Origin of the sequence: Sphingopyxis flava, from assembly GCF_900168005.1 — a bacterium.
GTDB classification, from domain to species: Bacteria; Pseudomonadota; Alphaproteobacteria; order Sphingomonadales; family Sphingomonadaceae; genus Sphingopyxis; species Sphingopyxis flava.
Map to the genome: position 1 here is coordinate 26,180 of NZ_FUYP01000005.1, position 18,886 is coordinate 45,065.

At 65.1% G+C, this 18,886-nt stretch carries 19 protein-coding genes; 4 read left to right on the forward strand and 15 right to left on the reverse strand.

Annotated features, from left to right (window positions below; translation table 11 throughout):
* Positions 1-46 precede the first annotated feature (46 nt).
* The 5 genes from B5X69_RS05135 to xseA all read right to left on the reverse strand — a co-directional run bounded on the left by B5X69_RS05135 (position 47) and on the right by xseA (position 6,454).
* Positions 47-310, reverse strand: a complete 264-nt coding sequence (locus B5X69_RS05135) for a hypothetical protein (RefSeq protein ID WP_139375669.1) — start codon at positions 308-310, stop codon at positions 47-49.
* A 102-nt stretch (positions 311-412) separates the two neighbouring features.
* Positions 413-3,523, reverse strand: coding sequence for a TonB-dependent receptor plug domain-containing protein (locus tag B5X69_RS05140; RefSeq protein WP_139375670.1), 3,111 nt, complete (start codon positions 3,521-3,523; stop codon positions 413-415).
* 272 nt (positions 3,524-3,795) lie between these two features.
* The gene (locus B5X69_RS05145) at positions 3,796-4,731 is read right to left on the reverse strand and encodes a M23 family metallopeptidase (RefSeq protein WP_079637634.1); all 936 of its coding nucleotides are present in this window, start codon (positions 4,729-4,731) and stop codon (positions 3,796-3,798) included.
* The gene (locus tag B5X69_RS05150) at positions 4,728-4,937 is read right to left on the reverse strand and encodes a DUF2093 domain-containing protein (RefSeq protein ID WP_079637635.1); all 210 of its coding nucleotides are present in this window, start codon (positions 4,935-4,937) and stop codon (positions 4,728-4,730) included. The genes B5X69_RS05145 and B5X69_RS05150 overlap by 4 nt, the downstream gene beginning before the upstream one ends.
* Positions 4,938-5,017: 80 nt before the next feature.
* Positions 5,018-6,454, reverse strand: a complete 1,437-nt coding sequence (gene xseA / locus B5X69_RS05155; protein WP_079637636.1) for an exodeoxyribonuclease VII large subunit — start codon at positions 6,452-6,454, stop codon at positions 5,018-5,020.
* Between xseA and purD the strand changes: the two genes are divergently transcribed.
* Together purD and B5X69_RS05165 are read left to right on the forward strand one after the other, a co-directional pair.
* On the forward strand, positions 6,453-7,730 hold the full coding sequence (gene purD, locus B5X69_RS05160) for a phosphoribosylamine--glycine ligase (protein WP_079637809.1): 1,278 nt from the start codon (positions 6,453-6,455) through the stop codon (positions 7,728-7,730). The two genes, xseA and purD, sit on opposite strands and share 2 nt — an antisense overlap.
* 104 nt (positions 7,731-7,834) lie before the next feature.
* Positions 7,835-8,395, forward strand: a complete 561-nt coding sequence (locus B5X69_RS05165) for a hypothetical protein (protein WP_079637637.1) — start codon at positions 7,835-7,837, stop codon at positions 8,393-8,395.
* 96 nt (positions 8,396-8,491) lie between these two features.
* On the opposite strand, the gene B5X69_RS05170 is transcribed toward B5X69_RS05165, so the two are convergent.
* Complete coding sequence (locus tag B5X69_RS05170) at positions 8,492-9,817, reverse strand: hemolysin family protein (protein ID WP_079637810.1); 1,326 nt, start codon at positions 9,815-9,817, stop codon at positions 8,492-8,494.
* 214 nt (positions 9,818-10,031) lie between these two features.
* Here B5X69_RS05170 and B5X69_RS05175 point away from each other — a divergent pair, with 214 nt between their 5' ends.
* Positions 10,032-10,721 carry a YiaD family glycine zipper/OmpA-like lipoprotein gene (locus tag B5X69_RS05175; RefSeq protein ID WP_079637811.1) on the forward strand — a complete coding sequence of 230 codons (690 nt, stop codon included), beginning with the start codon at positions 10,032-10,034 and terminating at the stop codon, positions 10,719-10,721.
* A 33-nt stretch (positions 10,722-10,754) separates the two neighbouring features.
* On the opposite strand, the gene B5X69_RS05180 is transcribed toward B5X69_RS05175, so the two are convergent.
* From B5X69_RS05180 to B5X69_RS05205, 6 genes are read right to left on the reverse strand one after another with little or no spacing between them, the layout of a single operon-like run.
* On the reverse strand, positions 10,755-11,384 hold the full coding sequence (locus B5X69_RS05180; RefSeq protein WP_079637638.1) for a MarC family protein: 630 nt from the start codon (positions 11,382-11,384) through the stop codon (positions 10,755-10,757).
* Positions 11,381-12,049, reverse strand: a complete 669-nt coding sequence (locus B5X69_RS05185; protein WP_079637639.1) for a hypothetical protein — start codon at positions 12,047-12,049, stop codon at positions 11,381-11,383. Before B5X69_RS05185 ends, B5X69_RS05180 begins: the two co-directional genes overlap by 4 nt.
* Positions 12,049-12,942, reverse strand: coding sequence for a bifunctional methylenetetrahydrofolate dehydrogenase/methenyltetrahydrofolate cyclohydrolase FolD (gene folD, locus B5X69_RS05190; protein ID WP_079637640.1), 894 nt, complete (start codon positions 12,940-12,942; stop codon positions 12,049-12,051). Before folD ends, B5X69_RS05185 begins: the two co-directional genes overlap by 1 nt.
* Positions 12,942-13,250 (reverse strand): YggT family protein, encoded by a 309-nt coding sequence (locus B5X69_RS05195; RefSeq protein WP_079637641.1) that lies wholly within the window; start codon positions 13,248-13,250, stop codon positions 12,942-12,944. Before B5X69_RS05195 ends, folD begins: the two co-directional genes overlap by 1 nt.
* Positions 13,251-13,285: 35 nt before the next feature.
* Positions 13,286-14,194: an acetylglutamate kinase gene (gene argB / locus B5X69_RS05200; RefSeq protein ID WP_079637642.1), complete on the reverse strand. Its 909-nt coding sequence runs from the start codon at positions 14,192-14,194 to the stop codon at positions 13,286-13,288.
* On the reverse strand, positions 14,191-14,856 hold the full coding sequence (locus B5X69_RS05205; RefSeq protein ID WP_079637643.1) for a queuosine precursor transporter: 666 nt from the start codon (positions 14,854-14,856) through the stop codon (positions 14,191-14,193). The genes argB and B5X69_RS05205 overlap by 4 nt, the downstream gene beginning before the upstream one ends.
* A gap of 514 nt (positions 14,857-15,370) precedes the next feature.
* On the opposite strand from B5X69_RS05205, the gene B5X69_RS05210 reads away from it, so the two are divergent.
* Positions 15,371-16,612 (forward strand): NupC/NupG family nucleoside CNT transporter, encoded by a 1,242-nt coding sequence (locus tag B5X69_RS05210; RefSeq protein ID WP_079637644.1) that lies wholly within the window; start codon positions 15,371-15,373, stop codon positions 16,610-16,612.
* On the opposite strand, the gene B5X69_RS05215 is transcribed toward B5X69_RS05210, so the two are convergent.
* From B5X69_RS05215 to gntA, 3 genes are read right to left on the reverse strand one after another with little or no spacing between them, the layout of a single operon-like run.
* Entirely contained in the window at positions 16,598-17,488 is an 891-nt protein-coding gene (locus B5X69_RS05215) for an ATP-grasp fold amidoligase family protein (protein ID WP_079637645.1), read from the reverse strand. The genes B5X69_RS05210 and B5X69_RS05215 overlap by 15 nt on opposite strands.
* The gene (locus B5X69_RS05220; protein ID WP_245798635.1) at positions 17,485-18,066 is read right to left on the reverse strand and encodes a DUF1989 domain-containing protein; all 582 of its coding nucleotides are present in this window, start codon (positions 18,064-18,066) and stop codon (positions 17,485-17,487) included. The genes B5X69_RS05215 and B5X69_RS05220 overlap by 4 nt, the downstream gene beginning before the upstream one ends.
* Positions 18,059-18,754, reverse strand: coding sequence for a guanitoxin biosynthesis heme-dependent pre-guanitoxin N-hydroxylase GntA (gntA, locus tag B5X69_RS05225; RefSeq protein ID WP_079637647.1), 696 nt, complete (start codon positions 18,752-18,754; stop codon positions 18,059-18,061). Before gntA ends, B5X69_RS05220 begins: the two co-directional genes overlap by 8 nt.
* Positions 18,755-18,886: the final 132 nt, after the last annotated feature.

An 18,886-nucleotide genomic window follows, 5' to 3' on the forward strand; every position in this document is an offset into this window, starting at 1 on the left:
AGAAAAGCAATGTCCCGGTCTTGGCGCCGGGACATTTCGAGGCCGCTCAGCGGTTGCCTTCGACGAGCGAACGCGAACGCTCCATCGCGCGCGTACGATCGAGATCGGCTTTGCCCCTCGCTTCGAGCTGATCCCATTCCGCCTTTGTGTGGCAGGTGCGGCGCGACATGATCGACCCGGTGGCGATTTCGCGCTTGCAGATTTTCTTGTCGGCATCGGGCTTGTCGGCCGAAGCCTTGTCGGGTGCTGCGGCCTGCGCGGCTGCAGGTGCCCCCGCCAAGAGAGCGGCGAGAGAGAGGATGCGTAACACTCCGATCGTTCCTTTCATCGGGCTAGTTCGCCCATTGGCGGATGGCCCAAAGAAAATGGGCGGCTCCCGAAGGAACCGCCCACCTTTCTAAAGGCCCTGGACTTAGAAATCGACCTTCGCGCCGATGCGGAAGTAACGACCCATGATATTCGGACCAGCCCAGGCCGGGTTGAAGCCGAACAGACCATAGGCCGCGTCGGGATCGAACGGCGGCTTGGTGTCGAGGAGGTTGAGAATGTTCGCGTAAATCGTGAACTTGTCCCCAATCTTCTGCGAAACCGTCATGTCGAGGTTCCAGATGTCCTTGGTCTTACAATTGACCGGCGTGCCATCGACATAGGCATGCGTCGAGGTGCCATTTTCCGCGTTGAACGCGCAATCGCCCTTGATGCCGCCGAAGTCGATCGACGCCGTGTCATAGCCCTTGGTGTAATAGGCCGTCAGGCTGACCGCGGTGTCGCCGAATTCCAGCGTGTTCTGCCACGTCGCACGCCACGTCGGCGAACCCGAGCAGGACGTGATGTTGCAGGGGCTGAGCGTACCTTCGTAGCGGAGCACATCGCCAGCGTCGGTCTTCAGCTCATACTTCAGCATGTAGGAAGCGTCGAAATCGGTGCGCCAGGTCAGCGAGTTGCCGATCGGCAGGCTGGCGCGAGCACCGAAGTCGATGCCGCTGACAGTCTGCTGGTCCTGGTTGGTGAACGACGATTGGATGAAGCCGATGACCGGGAGCGCGTTCGGGAACGCGGGATCCGGCTGGCCCGGGATCACGGTGATGCCCGGAATGTTCACTACACCGTTGTTGGCGTAGTAAGCCGCTTCAGCCGCGCTGGTGTCGGTCACGCCGGTGATCAGGTTCTTGACCTTGATGTGCCAGAAGTCGACCGTCAGGCTGACGTTGCGGATGGGCTCGAAAATGACGCCGGCGGTGAAGGCCGTCGACTTTTCGGGATCCAGATCCGGGTTGCCGACCTGCGTCAGGCCCAGCGAATAGTTGCCCGTCGCATAGGCGTTGTTGCCATGGGCGTCACAGAAGGCCTGGAAGTTATCGCAGTTGACCGTGCGGGTCACATATCCCGTCGTCGGCAGGCCGAAGCTTTCGTTGAAGCTCGGAATGCGGAAGCCCTTCGAGAAGGTGCCACGAACGGCGACCTGCGGGATCGGCGTGAACTTGACGCTCAGCTTCGGCGAGAAGTTCGACTGCCCCGTCGAATAGTCGTCGTAGCGGCCCGAGGCACCGATTTCGAGCTGGTCGATGATCGGCGCACTCAATTCGAAGAACGCCGACTTGACGTTGCGACTGCCCGAGGTGCCGACCGAGTTGATGCTGTAGTAGCGATCATACTGGTTGCCGAGCGTTCCGGGGTTGGCACTGGGCGCGTCGATCGATTCGTCGCGATACGACACACCGACCGCTGCCTGCAGCGGACCACCGGGAAGTTCGAACAGATCCTTGGCGAGAGTCGCCTGAACCTGCCACAGCTGCGATACCGAAGTCGTCCTCTGACGCGGAGCGATATAATCCCACGTGTCTTGCGAATTGGCTTCGAGATCGTTGAAGTTGAATTCGCCGCGGGCGACGAGATCCATGATACGCTGCGGAATAAGGTAATTTTCCTGCGTACGCTTCAGACGCACTTCCGACGCCGTGAAGTTGGCCGAATAGCGCCAGTCGTCACCGAAGCTACCATCAATCCCCAGCACACCGCGCAGCGCGCGCGAGTTGGTGTCGACGGTCCGGCCGCGGGTCGAACGCACGAGCATCTGCGCGCGCGCTCCTTCGGCGGCAAACGGGTTGTACGGGTTCAGCACGCCGTTGGTCGCGTCGCACCCGGTGTTCAGCCCGTCGACCGTGCCGACGCCGCTAGCGCAGACATAGACCGGGAGGAGCACGTTGTAGGCCGCTGCCTGGTTGTTCGGCGGGGTCGGCGTACCGTTGAAGCCGAGCGGCGTGAACGACGCATGGGTCTTCGTCTGATAATAGTTGGCGATCGCATAGATCTGAGCATTGTCGCCCACATTGGCAGTGAAGCGCGCGGTCAGGCCCTTACGCTCGATCTCCGGCTGCAGCATGATGAACTGATTCTGGAAATCGACTTCGCACGTCGTCAGCGGCGAAGTGTTCGAGATTTCCGGCGTGATGGTGATCGTGTCATAACCGCGACAACCCGCTGCCGAGTTCAGGAACTGGAACCTGTTGCGCGGATCCGACGGGTTGGCGGCGCCCACCCCGACACGGCGCACCAGCGCCACACCCGGAATGGAGATCAGTCCGTTGTAGGCCGCGCCCCAGTTCGCGGTCGTATAACCGAGATCATAGGTGGGGTCATCCGGATCGGAACCCGGGTCGGGCACTGCGACGAAGCCCGGACGACCCGACGCAATGAAGCTGTCGATAATTTCCTGGGTCACGCCGTTCCAGTTCAGGTTCGGCAGACAGCTGCCGCTCGCGCCACACTTGCGCGACCAGTCCGCAGAATTGAACGGATAGCCGCGGTCGCGCGCATAGAGCGCGTCCTGCTTCTGATATTCGCCGCTGACGTAGAAGTTGAAGCCCTGGTCGGCAAGGTCGCCGTAGCCCCAAGTCGCGTCGAAGCGCTGCTCGCCGGCATCGCCGCGCTGGGAAACGCCGAGCGAACCACCGAGGTGGAGGCCCTGGATTTCCTTCTTGGTGATGACGTTGATCACGCCCGCGATCGCGTCTGCACCGTAAGTCGACGACGCACCGTCACGCAGAACCTCGATCCGCTCGACGACGGCATTGGGAATGGTGTTGAGGTCAACGAAGTTGCGCTGGCCGTCGTCCGCGAGCGGATAAGGCGCCATGCGCAGGCCGTCCGAGATCGACAGGGTCGCCTGCACGGTCAGGCCGCGCAGCGCCGGAGCGTTCGCGCCCGAAGCGAAGTTGAAGCCGGTGTTCCAGCCCTGCGTGATCGTGCCCGCGCCGTTGGCCGACAGACGCTGAACGGCGTCGGCTACGGTGTTGATGCCGCGCTCCTGGAGCGTTTCCGAGCTCAGAACGGTGACCGGCGACGGCGTTTCCGTGTCCGTGCGACGCAGGATCGAGCCGGTGACGACGATCATATTTTCGTCAGCGGACGCGCCTTCATCGGCCGGCGCATCCTGCGCGAACGCGGGAGCCGAAACCAGCGCGACACCCAAAACGACTGGGGCAACGCTCAATTTCAGCTTCGAGAAATGGGTTTTTTTCACAGTGCAGTCCCTTGCTACTGGTGGCTATGATACCCGGATGAATTGCGCGCGCAGGCCTCTGACCCCAGCGCGCGAGACACCCCGATAGGCTGCGGGATGACCTCACATTCATCTTGAGTAAAGGAAATTCCCCCCGGTTTTTGCGGTTTCGCGGACCATTGTGACGTATTTGCAACAACAAGGAGAAGCGGCGAAATACAATATGCTGCGGCCGCCCGTTCGCGACATTTTGTTTCAGCCGTTACCAGTTTTGCTGCGATGCAGCAAAATCTTCAACGCGGAATTGGTCCCGCCAGCGTTTCCGGATCGAGCCGCGCGTCACGCCATTTAATTCCCCAGTGAAGATGCGGTCCGGTCGCACGCCCCGTCTGACCCACCGTCCCCAAGCGCTGGCCCTGCGACACCCGCTCGCCGACGTTCACGTCGAGGCGCTGACAATGGAGGAAAGCGCTGTTCAGTCCCATGCCGTGATCGATGATCAAGAGCTTCCCCTCGAGCGTGAAGGGCGTCGTCGCCGCGAGCACCACCACCCCGCTAGCGGGCGCGTAGAAGGGCGTGCCCGCGGGCACCGCGATATCGGTGCCGCTGTGATAGGCGCCAGGCTTGCCCTGATAGACGCGCTGCGCCCCGAAAAAGCCGGAGAGGCGCCCGGTTGCCGGCCAGCGGAACGGTTGGCGCCATCCGTCGACGTCATGATCGACGCGCCGCGCTTCGGCGATCTGCGCAAGCTCGGCGGGCCGGCGACGCGCAAATTCGGCGTCGCTCGACGCACCGCCGCGCCACGGCGCGTTGATATGCTCGATTCGCCAGCTTCCCGGTGCGACGTCGAGCAAGCGCTCGTGCCGCCGTCCGTCGGCAAGCGTTGCGACGAGTCGCTGGGGGGTCGCAGCGTCGCGATCAAAGGCGATCAGGAAGCCTCCGTCGGCGGCGACCGGAACGGGCTTGCCGTCAAGCGCCAGCCCCTGAGTCGCCTCCGGCACCTGTCCGAGCAGCGCGCCCCCCTGCACTGGCGCTCCTCGCAGGATTGTGAAATCGGCGCTCGCCGGCGCCGGGACAGGCGCGGATGCAGGACCCGGAGTGGCCGCGGAAGGCAGCGAAGGCTGCGGCGCGGGCGGCGCAGGCGGCGCGGATGCAGGCGGGACGCAGCTTGCGACCCCCAGCAGCAACGGCCAAGCCGCGAAGGAACGCGCGCGGAGACCGAGCGTCATGCCTTGCCAGAGTCGAGTGCAGCCTGCACCGAGATGGCGGCGGTCGCATAGGCCTCCTGCCGCGCCACAGACCAATAGCGCAATTCGTCGAGCCCGATCGGCACCCCCGTCACCGCGCACAGCACATGGTCGCCTGGCGACAGGACGCGGAACCCATTGGGTCCGTATTGCAGGCGAGCGAGGCGGTTGCGGCTGGCGATCAGCATGAAGGCATATCCATCGGGAAGAAAGGTTGCAGGCGACTGACTATAGCAGCATCGCGCCGCGCGGCCACCCCCCGCTGCCGTCAGAAAAGCTCGCCCTGCCCTCGTCCCGGCGGCGGTGCGGTGCGGCGCGGCGCCCTGGAGGCGGGCGCCGCACTCGCGCCCGAAGGGGACGCATCGCGATCGCTTACCGCCACCGGTACCTCGCCGTCGGCGAACTGGAGACGCAGATGCGCTGCGGCGCGGGCTGCCGCGGCATGGGTGACGATGGTGCCGCTGGCGTCGCGAACCATCGCATAGCCGCGCGACAGAAGCGCGCGTGGATCGAGTGAGGCCAGCAGCCGTGCGAGGCCCTGAAGCCGGGCACGGTCGCGGTCCCATGCCCGCGCAAGCAGCGCCGGGCGCAGCGCCGCAGACCGGCTGGCGAGCCGCTCGGAAGTCACCGCCAGCCGGTGCCGCTGACAGCGGTCGAGCTTGTCCCCGGCATCGTCGAGCCGCTGCCGCTGGGGCGCATAAAGCGCCTCACGTCGCGGGAGGTACCGCGCGAGCGCCGCGAGCCGCTCGCCGCCGAGCGCCTGTGTCCGGTTCGCCGCGCCAATCATGCGCCCGCGCCATGACGCAAGCTGGGCCACCAGCTCAGCTCGCACCGGGACCGCCATCTCGGCTGCCGCGGTCGGCGTCGGCGCGCGCACGTCGGCAGCATGATCGGCGAGCGTCACATCGGTCTCATGCCCCACCGCGCTGATCGTTGGAATGCGGCAATCGGCGATCGCACGCACGACCACTTCTTCGTTGAACGCCCACAGATCCTCGATCGAGCCGCCGCCGCGCGCGACGATCACCAGGTCGGGCCGCGGCACCGGTCCGCCTGGGGCAAGCGCGTCAAACCCGCGCACCGCATTCGCCACCTGCGCCGCCGCGCCCTCGCCCTGCACCAGAACCGGCCATACGATCACACGCGTGGGGCAACGATCGGCAAGCCGGTGGAGGATGTCCCGGATCACCGCGCCCGTGGGCGAGGTGACCACGCCGATCGTGCGCGGCAGATAGGGCAGCGGCTGCTTGCGCTCGCGGTCGAACAGCCCTTCGGCCCCCAGCCGCGCCTTCAATTTCTCGAAGAGCAGCATCAGCGCGCCCTCGCCCGCAACTTCGAGACTCTCGACAACGAGCTGATATTTCGAACGCCCCGGATAGGTGGTGAGCTTGCCCGTCGCAATCACCTCGATCCCGTCCTCGGGCCGGAAGGCAAGCCGCGCGGCCTGCCCCTTCCACATCACCATGTCGATCAGCGCATTGTCATCCTTCAGGCCGGCGTAGAAGTGCCCCGAGGCGGCGCGCTTCGCCCCCGAGAGCTCGCCACGTACCCGCACGCGGGCGAAGCCATCCTCAACTGTGCGCTTGATCGCCGCCGACAATTGGCTGACCGAAAGCGCTGGAGCATTGTCGCCTGCCGCCGCCTCGGCTAACAGCCGCGCCGCGGGGTCTTTGGCGGACACCGGATCGGGAAAGGGAATGGACATGAACATCCTGCTGGTGGGCTCGGGAGGCCGCGAACATGCGCTGAGCTGGCAGTTGGCGCAATCGCCGTCTTGCCGCAAGCTCTATGCCGCTCCGGGCAACCCGGGGATTGAAACCTTCGCCGAATGCGTGCCGCTCGCCGCCGACGATCTCGATGGGCTGATCGCCTTTGTCCGCGCCCATGCCATCGACTTTGTCGTCGTCGGCCCCGAAGCGCCACTTGTCGCGGGCCTTGCCGACCGCCTACGCGAAATGGGCATTGCAGTCTTCGGTCCCTCCGCCGCCGCGGCCCGGCTCGAAGGCTCGAAAGGGTTCACCAAGGACCTGTGCGCTCGCGCCGGCATCCCGACCGCCGCCTATGTCCGCTGCACCTCTGCCGAGGAAGCCCATGCGGTGCTCGAAGGCTTTGCGACCCCCGTCGTGATCAAGGCCGACGGCCTTGCCGCCGGCAAGGGCGTGATCATCGCCCAGACGCGCGACGCCGCCGCGACCGCGATCGACGACATGTTCGCTGGTGCATTCGGCGGCGCGGGCGCCGAAGTCGTGATCGAGGAATTCATGACCGGCGAGGAGGCGAGCTTCTTCGCCCTGTCCGATGGGATCCATGTGATGGCCTTTGGCAGCGCCCAGGACCACAAGCGGGTTGGCGATGGCGATACGGGCCCGAACACCGGCGGCATGGGCGCCTACAGCCCCGCGCCCGTGCTGACCGCACGCCTCGAGACCGAAGTGATGGACCGCATCATCCGCCCGACCGTCCGCGCGCTCGCAGCCGAGGGCACGCCCTATGTCGGCGTCCTTTTCGCCGGGCTGATGCTCACTGACGCAGGACCCAGGCTGATCGAATATAATTGCCGGTTCGGCGATCCTGAATGCCAGGTGCTGATGATGCGCTTCACCGGCGATTTCGCGGCGCTACTCCACTCCGCCGCGACGGGGGACCTCGCAAGCGCGGCCCCGCCCGCCTTTTCGCACGACTATGCTCTCACGGTGGTGATGGCAGCCAGCGGCTATCCGGGAACCGCTGAAAAAGGCGGCGTGATCCGCGGCATCGCTCAGGCTGAAGCGGGGGGCGTGCGCGTTTTCCACGCCGGGACGGCGCGTGCGGACGGCGCGATCGTCGCCGCCGGCGGGCGCGTCCTCAACGTCACTGCTACGGGCAAGAATGTTACCGAGGCACAGGCCCGTGCCTATGCCGCGGTTGACCGGATCGACTTTGCAACCGGCTTCTGTCGCCGCGATATTGGCTGGCGGGAAGTGGCGCGCGAGGCGCAGTAGCCAGGCTGGACGCAGCAGGACCGGTTCGATATCCCGGTCCTTCGCTGCCCTGAGGCTCTGGGCTCCCGCCCGCCCGGGACTGTAGGAACAAGGAGCAGAAACCGATGACTTGGCTTCAGGAAAATTGGATCCCCGCGCTCGTGGTGCTGATCGCAGTCATCGCGCTTGTCTGGTGGCTCGCCGCCCGCCGGAAACCGCAAGACATCGCCCCGCCGGCGGCCGAACATGCCCAGCCCGCCAAGCCGCTCGAACCGCTGAAACCCGAGATCATTGCCGTCGAACCGGCTTTCAGGAAGACCCCGGCGCCCGCCCCTGCTTCCCCGCCAACCCCGGCCGCGGCGCCGGCCGAGGCAGCGGCGACGCCTGCTCCCGAGCCAACCCCCGCAGCGCCAGCGACTGCCCCTGCCGCGGGCCAGGGGGATAATCTCCAGCTGCTAAAAGGCGTCGGCCCCAAACTCGTCGCACTGCTTGGCAGCCTCGGCGTCACCCGCTTCGAGCAGATTGCGGCCTGGACCGACGCCGACATCGCCGCGATCGACCCCAAGCTCGGCAATTTCGCGGGACGCATCACTCGCGACAATTGGGTCGACCAGGCGGGCTATCTCGCACGGGGCGACAAAGCCGGCTTCGAGGCGAAATATGGCGCCCTCGGCGGGGAGCTTTGACCACCGTCACCGGGGGCTTTGACTCAGCAGGAACGCCCCCTTCGACAATCCCGGGGGCGTTAGGCGTTTGACGAACGAGGAAGGAGGCGCGCCATTCTAGGCTTCCGCCAGCCCTTCATCGGGTCTGCCGATCGCACTTACCAGAAGCTTGTCGATCTTGCGCCCGTCCATGTCGACGATCTCGAACCGCCAGCCCCGGTCGGTAAAGCTCTCGCCTTCGGTCGGCAGATGCTTCAAAATCGCAAGCGCATGTCCGGCCGCGGTCGCATAGTCGCGGTCGTCGGCAAGATCGATTCCCAGCCGTTCGGCCATCTGGTCAGCGGGCATCGAGCCCGCGATGAGCAGGCTGCCGTCGTCGCGCTCGGTAACGAAGGGCTCGCTGCCGATGTCCTGGTCGGACGCAAATTCGCCGGCAATCGCGGAAAGCAGATCGGCTGGGGTCACCAGACCTTCGAAATGGCCATATTCGTCGTGGACAAGCAGCATCGGCACCTCGGCGACCCGCAGACTTTCTAGCGCATCCATCGCATCGATCTGGTCGTGGATCACCGCCGCGCGTCGGGTCAGCGTTTCAAGGTCGAGCTTCTGCCCCCGAAACAGCGCGCCGGCAATGTCGCGCGCCTGAACGACCCCGACGATATTGTCGACCGAGCCGCGCGCAACGGGCAGGCGCGTGTGCGGCGTCTCAAGCAGCTTGGCGCGCACCGCGTCGGCGTCCGAGGCAATGTCGATCCAGTCGACATCGATCCGCGGCGTCATCACCTCGCGTACCGGACGGTCGGCGAGGCGCACGACGCCCGAGATGATCGCGCGTTCGCTCTCCTCGATCACCCCGGATTTCGAGGCCTCGGCGACGATCAGGTGCAGCTCCTCGGCAGTCACCCTGTCCTCCGATTCACGCTTGAGACCGAGGAGGCGAAATACGAGGCTGGAACTCGTGTCGAGGAGCCAGACGAGCGGCGCGGCAATGCGCGAGAGCCATAGCATCGGTACAGCCATCACCATCGCGATGCTTTCGGGCGCCCTCAGTGCGAACTGCTTGGGCACGAGCTCGCCCGCGATCAGCGAGAAATAAGTGGTAATCGCGATGACGGCCGCGAACCCGGCGTTGCGCGCGGTTTCCGCGTCGAGACCGAGCGCGCCTTGCAACCGCTCCGCGACCGGCTGGCCGAGGCTTGCGCCCGAATAGGCGCCGGCGAGGATGCCGATCAGCGTGATGCCGACCTGAACAGTCGAGAGAAAGCGTCCCGGATCGGCGGCAAGCTGGCGCGCGATGCGGGCGCCGCGGCTCCCCCGCTTTTCCGCCGCCTGCAGGCGGGGACCGCGGGCGGAAACGATCGCGAGCTCGGACAAGGCGAAGACGCCGTTGAGGAGGATCAGCACGGCGATGATCGCCACGTCGCTCCAGGGAAAGGGGGTCATGGGATGGTGAACGGGCGCGATCGCGCCTGGCCCCTGCAATCGTCGGTCATCGCGTCCCTATAGGACAAAGCCGCCGCTTTGCACAATGGCACCGGTCGGTGCCTGCTCAGCCATGGTTCAGCAAGTCTCTGGAACCACTTGCCGGGCCATCTGTTATCGGGATGGAAGGGCGGCGGCCGGGATGGCGCGCGGCCTGAGAATAGGGAGCGAAACAATGAAGACCAAGATGATCAAGCTCACCGCCCTCGCCGGCATCGGGATGCTCGCATTAAGCGGCTGCGTGACCGATCCCGTCACCGGCGAGAAGAAAATTTCGAAGGCCGCCATCGGCGGCGTCGGCGGCGCCCTCGGCGGCTATCTGCTCGGCGACCTGATCGGCGGCAAGAACAGCCGGACCGAGGAAATCGTCGGTGCAGGTATCGGCGCGGTCGCGGGCGCAGGCGTCGGCTATTATATGGACCAGCAGGAAAAGAAGCTGCGCGAGCGCACGGCCGGCACCGGTATCGACGTCGAGCGCCAAGGCGACCAGCTCGTTCTCAACATGCCTGGCGATGTTACCTTCGACCTTAACAGCGCGGTGGTCAAAAGCCAGTTCCGCAGCGCGCTTGACAGTGTCGCCTCGACGCTCGGTGAATATCCGAGCACCTATATCGACATCTATGGCCACACCGATTCGTCGGGCAGTGACAGCTATAATCAGGGCCTCTCCGAACGCCGCGCTGCTTCAGTGGCCGACTATCTCGCGACCCGCGGCGTCCAACGCGCCCGCATGGCAACAATGGGCTATGGCGAATCGCAGCTCAAATGTACCCCCGAAACCACCGAAGCCGACCGTCAGTGCAACCGCCGTGTCGAAATTCGCATTGCGCCGGTCACTCAGAACGACGTCAACGCAGCGCAGTAACCCATCGACACCCCTCCTCCGGCGGGGGAGGGGTTACCCGAGGCTCGGGAAGCTCGCCTTGAGCCCGTCGATCACGAACTGGGCGGCAAGCGCGGCAAGCAGGACCCCGAGCAGCCGCGTGATCACCGCCTCGCCCTTGCTGCCGATCAACCGCATCAGCGGCCCAGCGGCTAGCAAAGCCGCAAGCGTAATCGCGAGAACGAGCAGTAGCGCTCCGAAGATGACGAGCGCACGATGAAGCCCGTTGTTCTGAGCCACGAGGAGCATCACCGACGCGATGGATCCCGGGCCCGCCAGCATCGGCATTGCCATCGGAAAGACCGAAACGTCCTCGACCTCGGGGGTCGAACGCAGCTTCTCCGCGCGCTGTTCGCGCCGCTCGGTGCGCTTCTCGAACACCATGTCGATCGCGATGATGAAGAGCATGATCCCCCCCGCGATGCGGAAGCTATCGAGATCGATGTGGAGGAAGTTCAGCAGCGCTTCACCGAACATCGCAAAGAAGATGAGGATTGCGCCCGCGATCAGCGTAGCCCGGATCGCCATCGAGCGCCGCTGCGCCGCGCTCGCGCCGGCGGTCAAGCTGGCATAGATCGGCGCGCAGCCCGGGGGGTCGATCACGACGAACAGCGTGACGAACGCCGAGATGAAAAGATCGATCACGGCTTGGCGGGCGCCACGACCTGATCGTCGATTACTGGCGCCATCGCGTTGCCATCCCACATCTCTACCGTGACGCGGCGCGACCCGTCCTGGCGAACGGTCGAGGTCCAGCGCAGCGTCCGGTCGGACGACAGACCAACGGCGGTATCGCCGCCTGCCCCGGCCGGCTGCGCAGCCGAGGGCCGCGACCCGCAGACCGCCTGCTTCGATTCGATGAAGTCCGGTGCCTCGCGCGGCGTTTCCAGCGCGTCGCCATGATCGAGCACCCAGCGGATGTCCCCGCGCATCGGATCGCGCCGCCAGACCGTCGTGAAATAGCCCTGCGCGGGCCCGTTCTGCCACGCGCCGGTGGTCGCGCCCGCATTGCCGTCACAGCTCACATAAACGGCATGCGGCTGCCATCTCACCGCAGTCGCGGGATCCTTCTTCGAGCGGAGCCAGCCGCGTGCGTTCACCCGCTCTGGGACGAACATCACCGCGTCCGCCGCAGATGTCTCGCGAAAGGCGGTCCACTGCCCCTTGTCCTGCGCGAGCCGTGCGAACGCGATTTCGGCCGCGATGAAGGCGCTGGGGTTGGCCCCGAGCGGGCGGTTGTACATATCCCCGCCGGGCGCGCAGCCTGCAAGCAGCACGGCGCCGACGGCGGCCAGCGCCAGGGCGCGCATCAGAAGCCCTCCGGGTCGGAAAGCCCGGCGCGGCGATGCGCTGCGACGAGCGTGTTGCGCAGCAGGCAGGCGATGGTCATCGGTCCCACGCCGCCTGGCACTGGGGTGATCGCCGTCGCCACAGCCCCCGCTTCCTCATAGGCAACGTCGCCGACCAGGCGTCCCTTGGCCGCCCCATCGGCGGGCGCGAGGCGGTTGATACCGACATCGATGACTATTGCTCCGGGTTTGATCCAGTCCCCGCGCACCATTTCGGGCCGCCCGACCGCGGCGACGACGATATCGGCGCGCCGCACCAGATCGGGCAGGTCTTTCGTCCGGCTGTGCGCCATCGTAACGGTGCAATTGGCGCCGAGCAGCAAGGCCGCCATCGGCTTGCCGACGAGGATCGAACGGCCGATCACCACGGCGTCCTTGCCCGACAGGTCGCCCAGCCGATCCTGCAGCAGAAGCAGACATCCATGGGGGGTGCAGGGCACCATCCCTGGAATGCCGAGCGCGAGCCGTCCCGCGCTCACCGGGGTCAGCCCGTCGACGTCCTTGTCGGGGTCGATCGTCGCAACCGCGGCCTGCTCGTCGAGATGGGCAGGGAGCGGGAGCTGCAACAATATCCCATCCACCGTCTCATCGGTATTGAGCTGCGCCAGCAGCCCCTCGAGCTCTGCCTGCGTCACGTCTGCGGAGAGTCGATGTTCAAAGCTCGCCATGCCGGCCGCGAGGGTCGCCTTGCCCTTCGAGGCCACATAGACTGCGCTGGCCGGATCATCGCCGACAAGCACCACAGCGAGGCCGGGCACGCGGCCCGTCGCCGCCTCGAACGCGGGAACCGCGTCGGCGATCCGCAGGCGAAGCGCCGCGGCAAACGCCTTGCCGTCGATGATTTCGGCCGCCATCAGATCGCCCCGGCGTTGATGCCGAGCGTGTAAAGATAGTCCATCACCGGCCCGCGCAGGATGATGAGCAGGATCAGCACAACCATCGGCGTCAGGTCGATGCCGCCAAAGTCGGGCATGATACGGCGAAACGGGCGATAGAGCGGCTCGGTAATCCTCTCGAGCACGTACCAGAGCTGGCGCACGAACTCATTGTGAGTGTTGATAACGTTGAAGGCGAGCAGCCACGACATCACCGCCTGAATGATGATGATCCACCACAGGATGTTGAGGAGGATCGACAGAATCTGAAGCAGCATCAGGTACATTAAGGTCTCCGGGCGGGGTCGTCGGTTACGCCACCCTAGCGATGAATGAGCGTTCCCGCACCCCGTGCAGTGAAAATTTCAAGCAGCATCGCGTGCGGAATCCGCCCGTCAAGGATGACCGCCGCCTCGACTCCGGTGTCGACCGCAGACAGACAGGTATCGACCTTCGGAATCATACCGCCGGTGATCGTCCCGTCCTTCTTGAGCGCGTCGATTCCAATGCGGTCGAGATCGGTGAGCAGCGTTCCCGACTTGTCGAGCACCCCGGCGACATCGGTGAGCAGGAAGAAGCGCTTGGCGCCGAGCGCGCCGGCAATCGCACCGGCCATTGTATCGGCGTTGATATTATAGGTCGCGCCGTCGGCTCCGAGCGCGACCGGCGCGACGACCGGGATAAAATGGTCGCTGGCAAGATTGGTCAGGATCGTCGGATCGACGCAAACCGGTTCGCCGACGAACCCGAGGTCGACGTGGCGCTCGATCCCCGAATTGGGGTCAGGCTCGCCTCGACGCACCTTCTCGGCCAGGACGAGATTTGCGTCCTTGCCCGAAATGCCCACAGCACGCCCGCCGAGCCCCGCAATCCAGCCGACAATCTCCTTGTTGATCTTGCCGGCGAGAACCATTTCGGCGACCTCGGCCGTTGCAGCATCGGTCACGCGAAGGCCGCCGACGAAGGTCGACTCGATCCCCAGTTGCTTCAGCATCGCCCCGATCTGTGGCCCACCGCCGTGAACGACCACCGGATTGATCCCGACGGCCTTGAGCAACACGACATCCTCCGCAAAATCGCGCTGCGCCTCCGGATCGCCCATCGCATGGCCGCCATATTTGATCACGAAGGTTTCGCCGGCATAGCGCTGCAGATAGGGCAGCGCCTCAACGAGCGTTTCGGCCTTTGCGAGGAGATCGGGCATTTTCGAGGGATCGGCGGGAGACGTCATGCCTGGGCCTCCCCTGCGGGCGCGCTCGTCCTGTCGACCCTCCGGCCGATCGCAACCACCGCCATGACAAGGAGCGGCACCATGACCGCCGACAGCACGACCTTTGCAACCATCTGTCCCAGCATCAGCTCGCCGATCGGGCGCACGCCGTAGAAACTGACCGTAATGAAGATCAGCGTGTCGACGATCTGGCTGAGCGCCGCCGCGACGAAACCGCGCAATGGCAACAGGCGGCCGTTGTTCGCGGTCATGCGCGAGAAGAGCCAGACATTGAGGCTAACCGACACACCATAGGCGAGGATCCCCGCGGCCATCATGCGCCAGCTCTGTCCGACGATGATCGGGAACGCCTCCTTGGCAGGTTCGTACATGCCGGGATCGGTCGGCAGCCACAGGACGAACAGCGCGAGAAGGATTGCGAGGATCAGCGGGATGAAGCCAAGCCGCACCAACCGGTCTGCAACGACACGCCCGTGGAGTTCGGCGATGCCGCTCGAGATCGCGATCAACGTCAGAAAGGGAAAGATACCCGCCTCGACCGCAAGGGGTCCGAGTGCGACCTGCTTGGCGCCCAGAAAGCCGCCGAGCGGGACCATGCCGCCATAGAGGATCGCAAAGAGCAACAGCGAGGGCGCGAGCGTGCGGGGGGACGAGATTGCCATCGGCGCCGCTTAATCGCTTTTGTGCGGCGTGGGAAGATGCGCTCCATCGGCGGATAATGTTTGCCGGAGGAAGGCGTCGGTCGCGGCAAGTGACGTCATCTGGTCGACCAAGGGGTTGAAGAAAGGGTCGGCACGCGGATTCGCAATAGAACCGGCGCCTTTACCTCCCTCGCCCATCGCGAAGATTATTGCCGCCGCCGGGTCAAAGCTTCGGCAGTCCGACAAGAGGCAATTGCGCGCGGGCCTCGGCGGTGAGCGGTCCCATGGTAGAAGCAATCCTTGCGGTCTCGGATCCTTCGGCCGGCGACTTATCCAGTCCCGACGGGCCAGCGCAGGCAGGATCACCAAGACCGGGCGGCCAGCCCACGCCCCAGTCGCCGTGCTGGAGAAGGGAATGTCCCGCCCGCCACGCACGCACCGCGGCGTTGCGATGGACGGAGTGCGGGTACCCTTGCCCCGGCGCCAAAGCCCGCTAGACAGGCCCGGTAATCTTGCGGGGGGACGCGACGCGAATATGGAACGCCTGATTGGTCTGCTGGGGATCGTTGCATTGCTGGCGATCGCCATCGCTTTTTCGTCGAACCGCCGCTGGATCCGGCTGCGCGTCGTCGTTCCCGCCTTTCTGCTGCAAGCCGGCTTCGCGCTGCTCGTGATCGGAACGCCATGGGGCCGCGCTGTCATTCAAGCGATGTCGAATGGCGTTTCGAACCTGCTCGGCTATGCGAAAGCAGGGACCGATTTCATCTTCGGACCCCTCGCTTCGCCGGAAATGGGAGCGAACAGCTTCGCGATTGCGGCGCTGCCCGTCATCATCTTTTTCGCCTCGCTGATCTCGATCCTTTATTATCTCGGCATCATGCAGCTCGTGATCAAATGGGTCGGCGGCGCGATCCAGAAGGTCACTGGCATCACCAAGGTTGAAAGCCTCGGTGCCGCGGCGAACATCTTCGTCGGTCAGTCCGAATCGCCGCTCGTCATCCGTCCCTATCTTGCAAGCCTCACACCCTCGCAGCTTTTCACCGTGATGACGGTCGGCATGGCGGGGGTCGCAGGGACCATACTCGGCGCCTATGCGAGCATGATTGGCGAGCAACTCCTTCCCTACCTGCTCGCGGCGAGCTTCATGTCAGCCCCGGGCGGCATCTTGATGGCAAAGATCATGATGCCCGACGATCCCAAGGACCTCGGCATCGAGCCCGTGATCTTGCCCGAGGCTAGCCATGATGAAGAAACGCCCGCGAACATCATCATGGCCGCAGCGCAAGGGGCACAGACCGGCGTCAAGCTGGCCGTCGCGGTCGGCGCGATGGTGCTTGCCTTCGTCGCTCTCGTCGCCCTTGCCAACGGCTTGCTCGGCGGAATCGGCGGGTGGTTCGGCTATCCCGATCTGTCGTTCCAGGCGATCATCGGCGCAATCTTTCGCCCGGTGATGTGGCTGATGGGTGTACCTTGGGACGAAAGCGCCATGGTCGGCGGGCTGTTCGGAACCAAGGTCGTGCTCAACGAGTTCGTCGCCTTCATCGACCTCGGAAAGGTCCAGGGCGACCTTTCGGCTATCTCGGTCGCAATTGCGACCTTTGCGCTGTGCGGCTTTGCAAATTTCAGCTCGATCGCAATCCAGATGGCCGTGACCGGAGGCCTTGCGCCCAACCAGCGCCCAATGATCGCGCGACTGGGTCTCAAGGCGCTGCTCGCGGGCAGTCTATCGAACCTGATGTCGGCTGCGCTCGCCGGGCTGATGCTAGGTCTGGTCTAGCGGATCGGCGCGGCGCGCGGCGCGATCAAGCCAGTCATCCGCTGCCGATGCGCCCGCCCCCCGACCTTCGCGCGCCGCGCGCCACAGCTTGCCCAGCCAGAGGTCGATTGCGTCGGGCCGGAAGGGGTCAAGCCCAGACCCCGGGTAGAAGCTGATCTCACCGAACCGCGGCGCTCCGGCGACCTCGTAGAAATCCGCGCGGATGAAATCGAAGCCTTCGCCGAGCAACGCCGCCGCGGCGATCATGCGCGTGAGGCTCCGGGGCGGCGCCGGTTCGGGCAGGCCGTCGGGCGCCGCAAGCCGCCTCCAGTCTGGTGTGAACAGCGCCCAGCTATGCTTCGTCTCGCGGTTGCGATGCACTTGAACCGCGGCAGGATAGCCCCCGAAAACGTAGATCTTGTAATCGATCGGCAGCCGGCGATCCTCGCCCACAAAGGGTTCAACGAGCAGGCCGCGCGGAATATCACGGTAGAGCCATTCTCCTAACCAGCCGCCATAGCCATGGCGCATCCAGCGCGCGGCAGCGCGCCGGATTTCCGACCAGTCGGCGGCAACGTCGCGCACATAGCGGTTCTGATTGCACCCGTGGCGTGCCTTGAGCACGAAGGGGGGCTGCCACAGGGGCCGGTCGGGCAAGTCCGTGCCGTGCCAGAGCGTGGGGGTTATCCAGTCGGGGCCGAGCAGTTCGGCGACATGAACCTTGACTGCGACCTTGTCCTGAAGCCGGGGCTGACGCGGGTCATGATCGAAGAGCTTGCGCCACTGCACCCATTCGGTGAAGCGCCGTGGGTCGGCAAGATTGAGCCGCCGCCGGTGCCGCGCGGCATAGAGAATGTGGGCGCGCAGCCGGTCAACGGCAGACGCGCCCGCGCTCATCCCTCGATCCGGTAGGCGATCGGCTTGAAACTGCCGTTGTTCGATTGGGGCGCCGAACAGGCCGTAAGCCCGACAACCAAATCGGCATGGGCTAGAAAGGTGATGCTGTCGCCCGCCTTGCTGAGCGGCGGGTCGACGCGCAACGCTCCGCTCACACCGTCGACGGGCACATTCATGAAACAGTTGAAGGCGACCGGAATCGCATCGGGCTCGATGCCGTAGGGCGCAAGCGCCTCTGCAAGATTGCCGAAGCAGCCCCGGTGGGGGTTTGTATCGCCGTAGATGATGCGAAATGTATCGCGCGAGCAAGGCGTGAGCAGGAAATCGTGACGTCCGACATCATCCGCGACGATTTCGAGCAGTATATTGCTCCGGTTCGAATAGAGCTTGTCGCCGGTCGAGAGATAAATACGGCTCGCATAGTCAAGCGTGCGCCCCGAGGAGATCACTTCGGCGACATCGGCGCGGTTAAAGGCAAGAAGGTCGGCGACCTGCTCGCCGCGCGGGTCGGTCACAACGAGCCGTTGCCCGCGATCGAGCGTGAAGGCCGTCCCCGAACGAGGTGCGATCTCAGGCAGCGCGCGATCTCCGCATCGGGGGCAGGAAGGGACAGAACCAATCGCCGTCCACCTCGCGACCGCTGAACTGGGCGGCCGCGCTCGCATCGCCGAAATCGGCGAGCATCGGATTGGGTGACCCGGCGAGCGCGGTGTCGCGCGCCATGATCGCCGAGCGCATCTTGTCATAGAGCCCGTCGCGCCGGAGCGCAGCGAACTGCGCTTGCAGATTGAAGACCAGCGTAGGCTGTTCGAATCGGCGCGCAGGGCGGCTCGCTGCCGGATGAAGCCCAACGATGAAATAGCCGTGCCCGCCAAGGCTCAGTGCGAACCATGGGCTGGCAGGATGCTCGCTGACCTCAGGGTCAACGGGCGCGCCGCGGGCCGCGTCGCGGTCGGCGAGCGCCTGAAGCCGCGCCCACATTTGCGCCTCGAAGGCCGCCTCGTCTGGGGGAACGGGTCCGTCGAACAATATTGCAAGCGAGTAGAATCGCCGGCCACTGCCGCGCCAGAAAGCTTCGGCCGTCTCCTCAAGGGCGTCGAGAATTTTCTCGTCATCGCGCCCGCACACAAGCGGCCCCGCTTCAACGATCGAAAGTCCCCCAGCAGCGAGCGCCGATTTGGCTCCCACGCAGGGGAACATCTGGTCGGCGATGCGCTCGGCAAAGGCTTTTCCGGCGGCTGACTGGGAGGGGGAGAGGTTCGACATGATGGGTGACAAACGGCGTCCGCGCCCGTTGGTTGCACGCCGGGCGGAGCGAAGGATCCGAATGCGCCACCATGGGTTTGATTTCCAATCAGAGGAAGATGGCGTGGATTCAACGTCGGCGGGGCGATATTC

What these genes read in the sequence shown, in the direction of transcription:
- B5X69_RS05195 (WP_079637641.1), bottom strand. Translation starts at nt 13,250, where the DNA reads ATGTACCTGATGCTGCTTCAGATTCTGTCGATCCTCCTCAACATCCTG.
- B5X69_RS05150 (WP_079637635.1), bottom strand. Translation starts at nt 4,937, where the DNA reads ATGCTGATCGCCAGCCGCAACCGCCTCGCTCGCCTGCAATACGGACCC.
- folD (WP_079637640.1), bottom strand. Translation starts at nt 12,942, where the DNA reads ATGGCGGCCGAAATCATCGACGGCAAGGCGTTTGCCGCGGCGCTTCGC.
- purD (WP_079637809.1), top strand. Translation starts at nt 6,453, where the DNA reads ATGAACATCCTGCTGGTGGGCTCGGGAGGCCGCGAACATGCGCTGAGC.
- B5X69_RS05210 (WP_079637644.1), top strand. Translation starts at nt 15,371, where the DNA reads ATGGAACGCCTGATTGGTCTGCTGGGGATCGTTGCATTGCTGGCGATC.
- argB (WP_079637642.1), bottom strand. Translation starts at nt 14,194, where the DNA reads ATGACGTCTCCCGCCGATCCCTCGAAAATGCCCGATCTCCTCGCAAAG.
- B5X69_RS05165 (WP_079637637.1), top strand. Translation starts at nt 7,835, where the DNA reads ATGACTTGGCTTCAGGAAAATTGGATCCCCGCGCTCGTGGTGCTGATC.
- B5X69_RS05215 (WP_079637645.1), bottom strand. Translation starts at nt 17,488, where the DNA reads ATGAGCGCGGGCGCGTCTGCCGTTGACCGGCTGCGCGCCCACATTCTC.
- B5X69_RS05170 (WP_079637810.1), bottom strand. Translation starts at nt 9,817, where the DNA reads ATGACCCCCTTTCCCTGGAGCGACGTGGCGATCATCGCCGTGCTGATC.
- B5X69_RS05175 (WP_079637811.1), top strand. Translation starts at nt 10,032, where the DNA reads ATGAAGACCAAGATGATCAAGCTCACCGCCCTCGCCGGCATCGGGATG.
- B5X69_RS05185 (WP_079637639.1), bottom strand. Translation starts at nt 12,049, where the DNA reads ATGCGCGCCCTGGCGCTGGCCGCCGTCGGCGCCGTGCTGCTTGCAGGC.
- B5X69_RS05205 (WP_079637643.1), bottom strand. Translation starts at nt 14,856, where the DNA reads ATGGCAATCTCGTCCCCCCGCACGCTCGCGCCCTCGCTGTTGCTCTTT.
- xseA (WP_079637636.1), bottom strand. Translation starts at nt 6,454, where the DNA reads ATGTCCATTCCCTTTCCCGATCCGGTGTCCGCCAAAGACCCCGCGGCG.
- B5X69_RS05145 (WP_079637634.1), bottom strand. Translation starts at nt 4,731, where the DNA reads ATGACGCTCGGTCTCCGCGCGCGTTCCTTCGCGGCTTGGCCGTTGCTG.
- gntA (WP_079637647.1), bottom strand. Translation starts at nt 18,754, where the DNA reads ATGTCGAACCTCTCCCCCTCCCAGTCAGCCGCCGGAAAAGCCTTTGCC.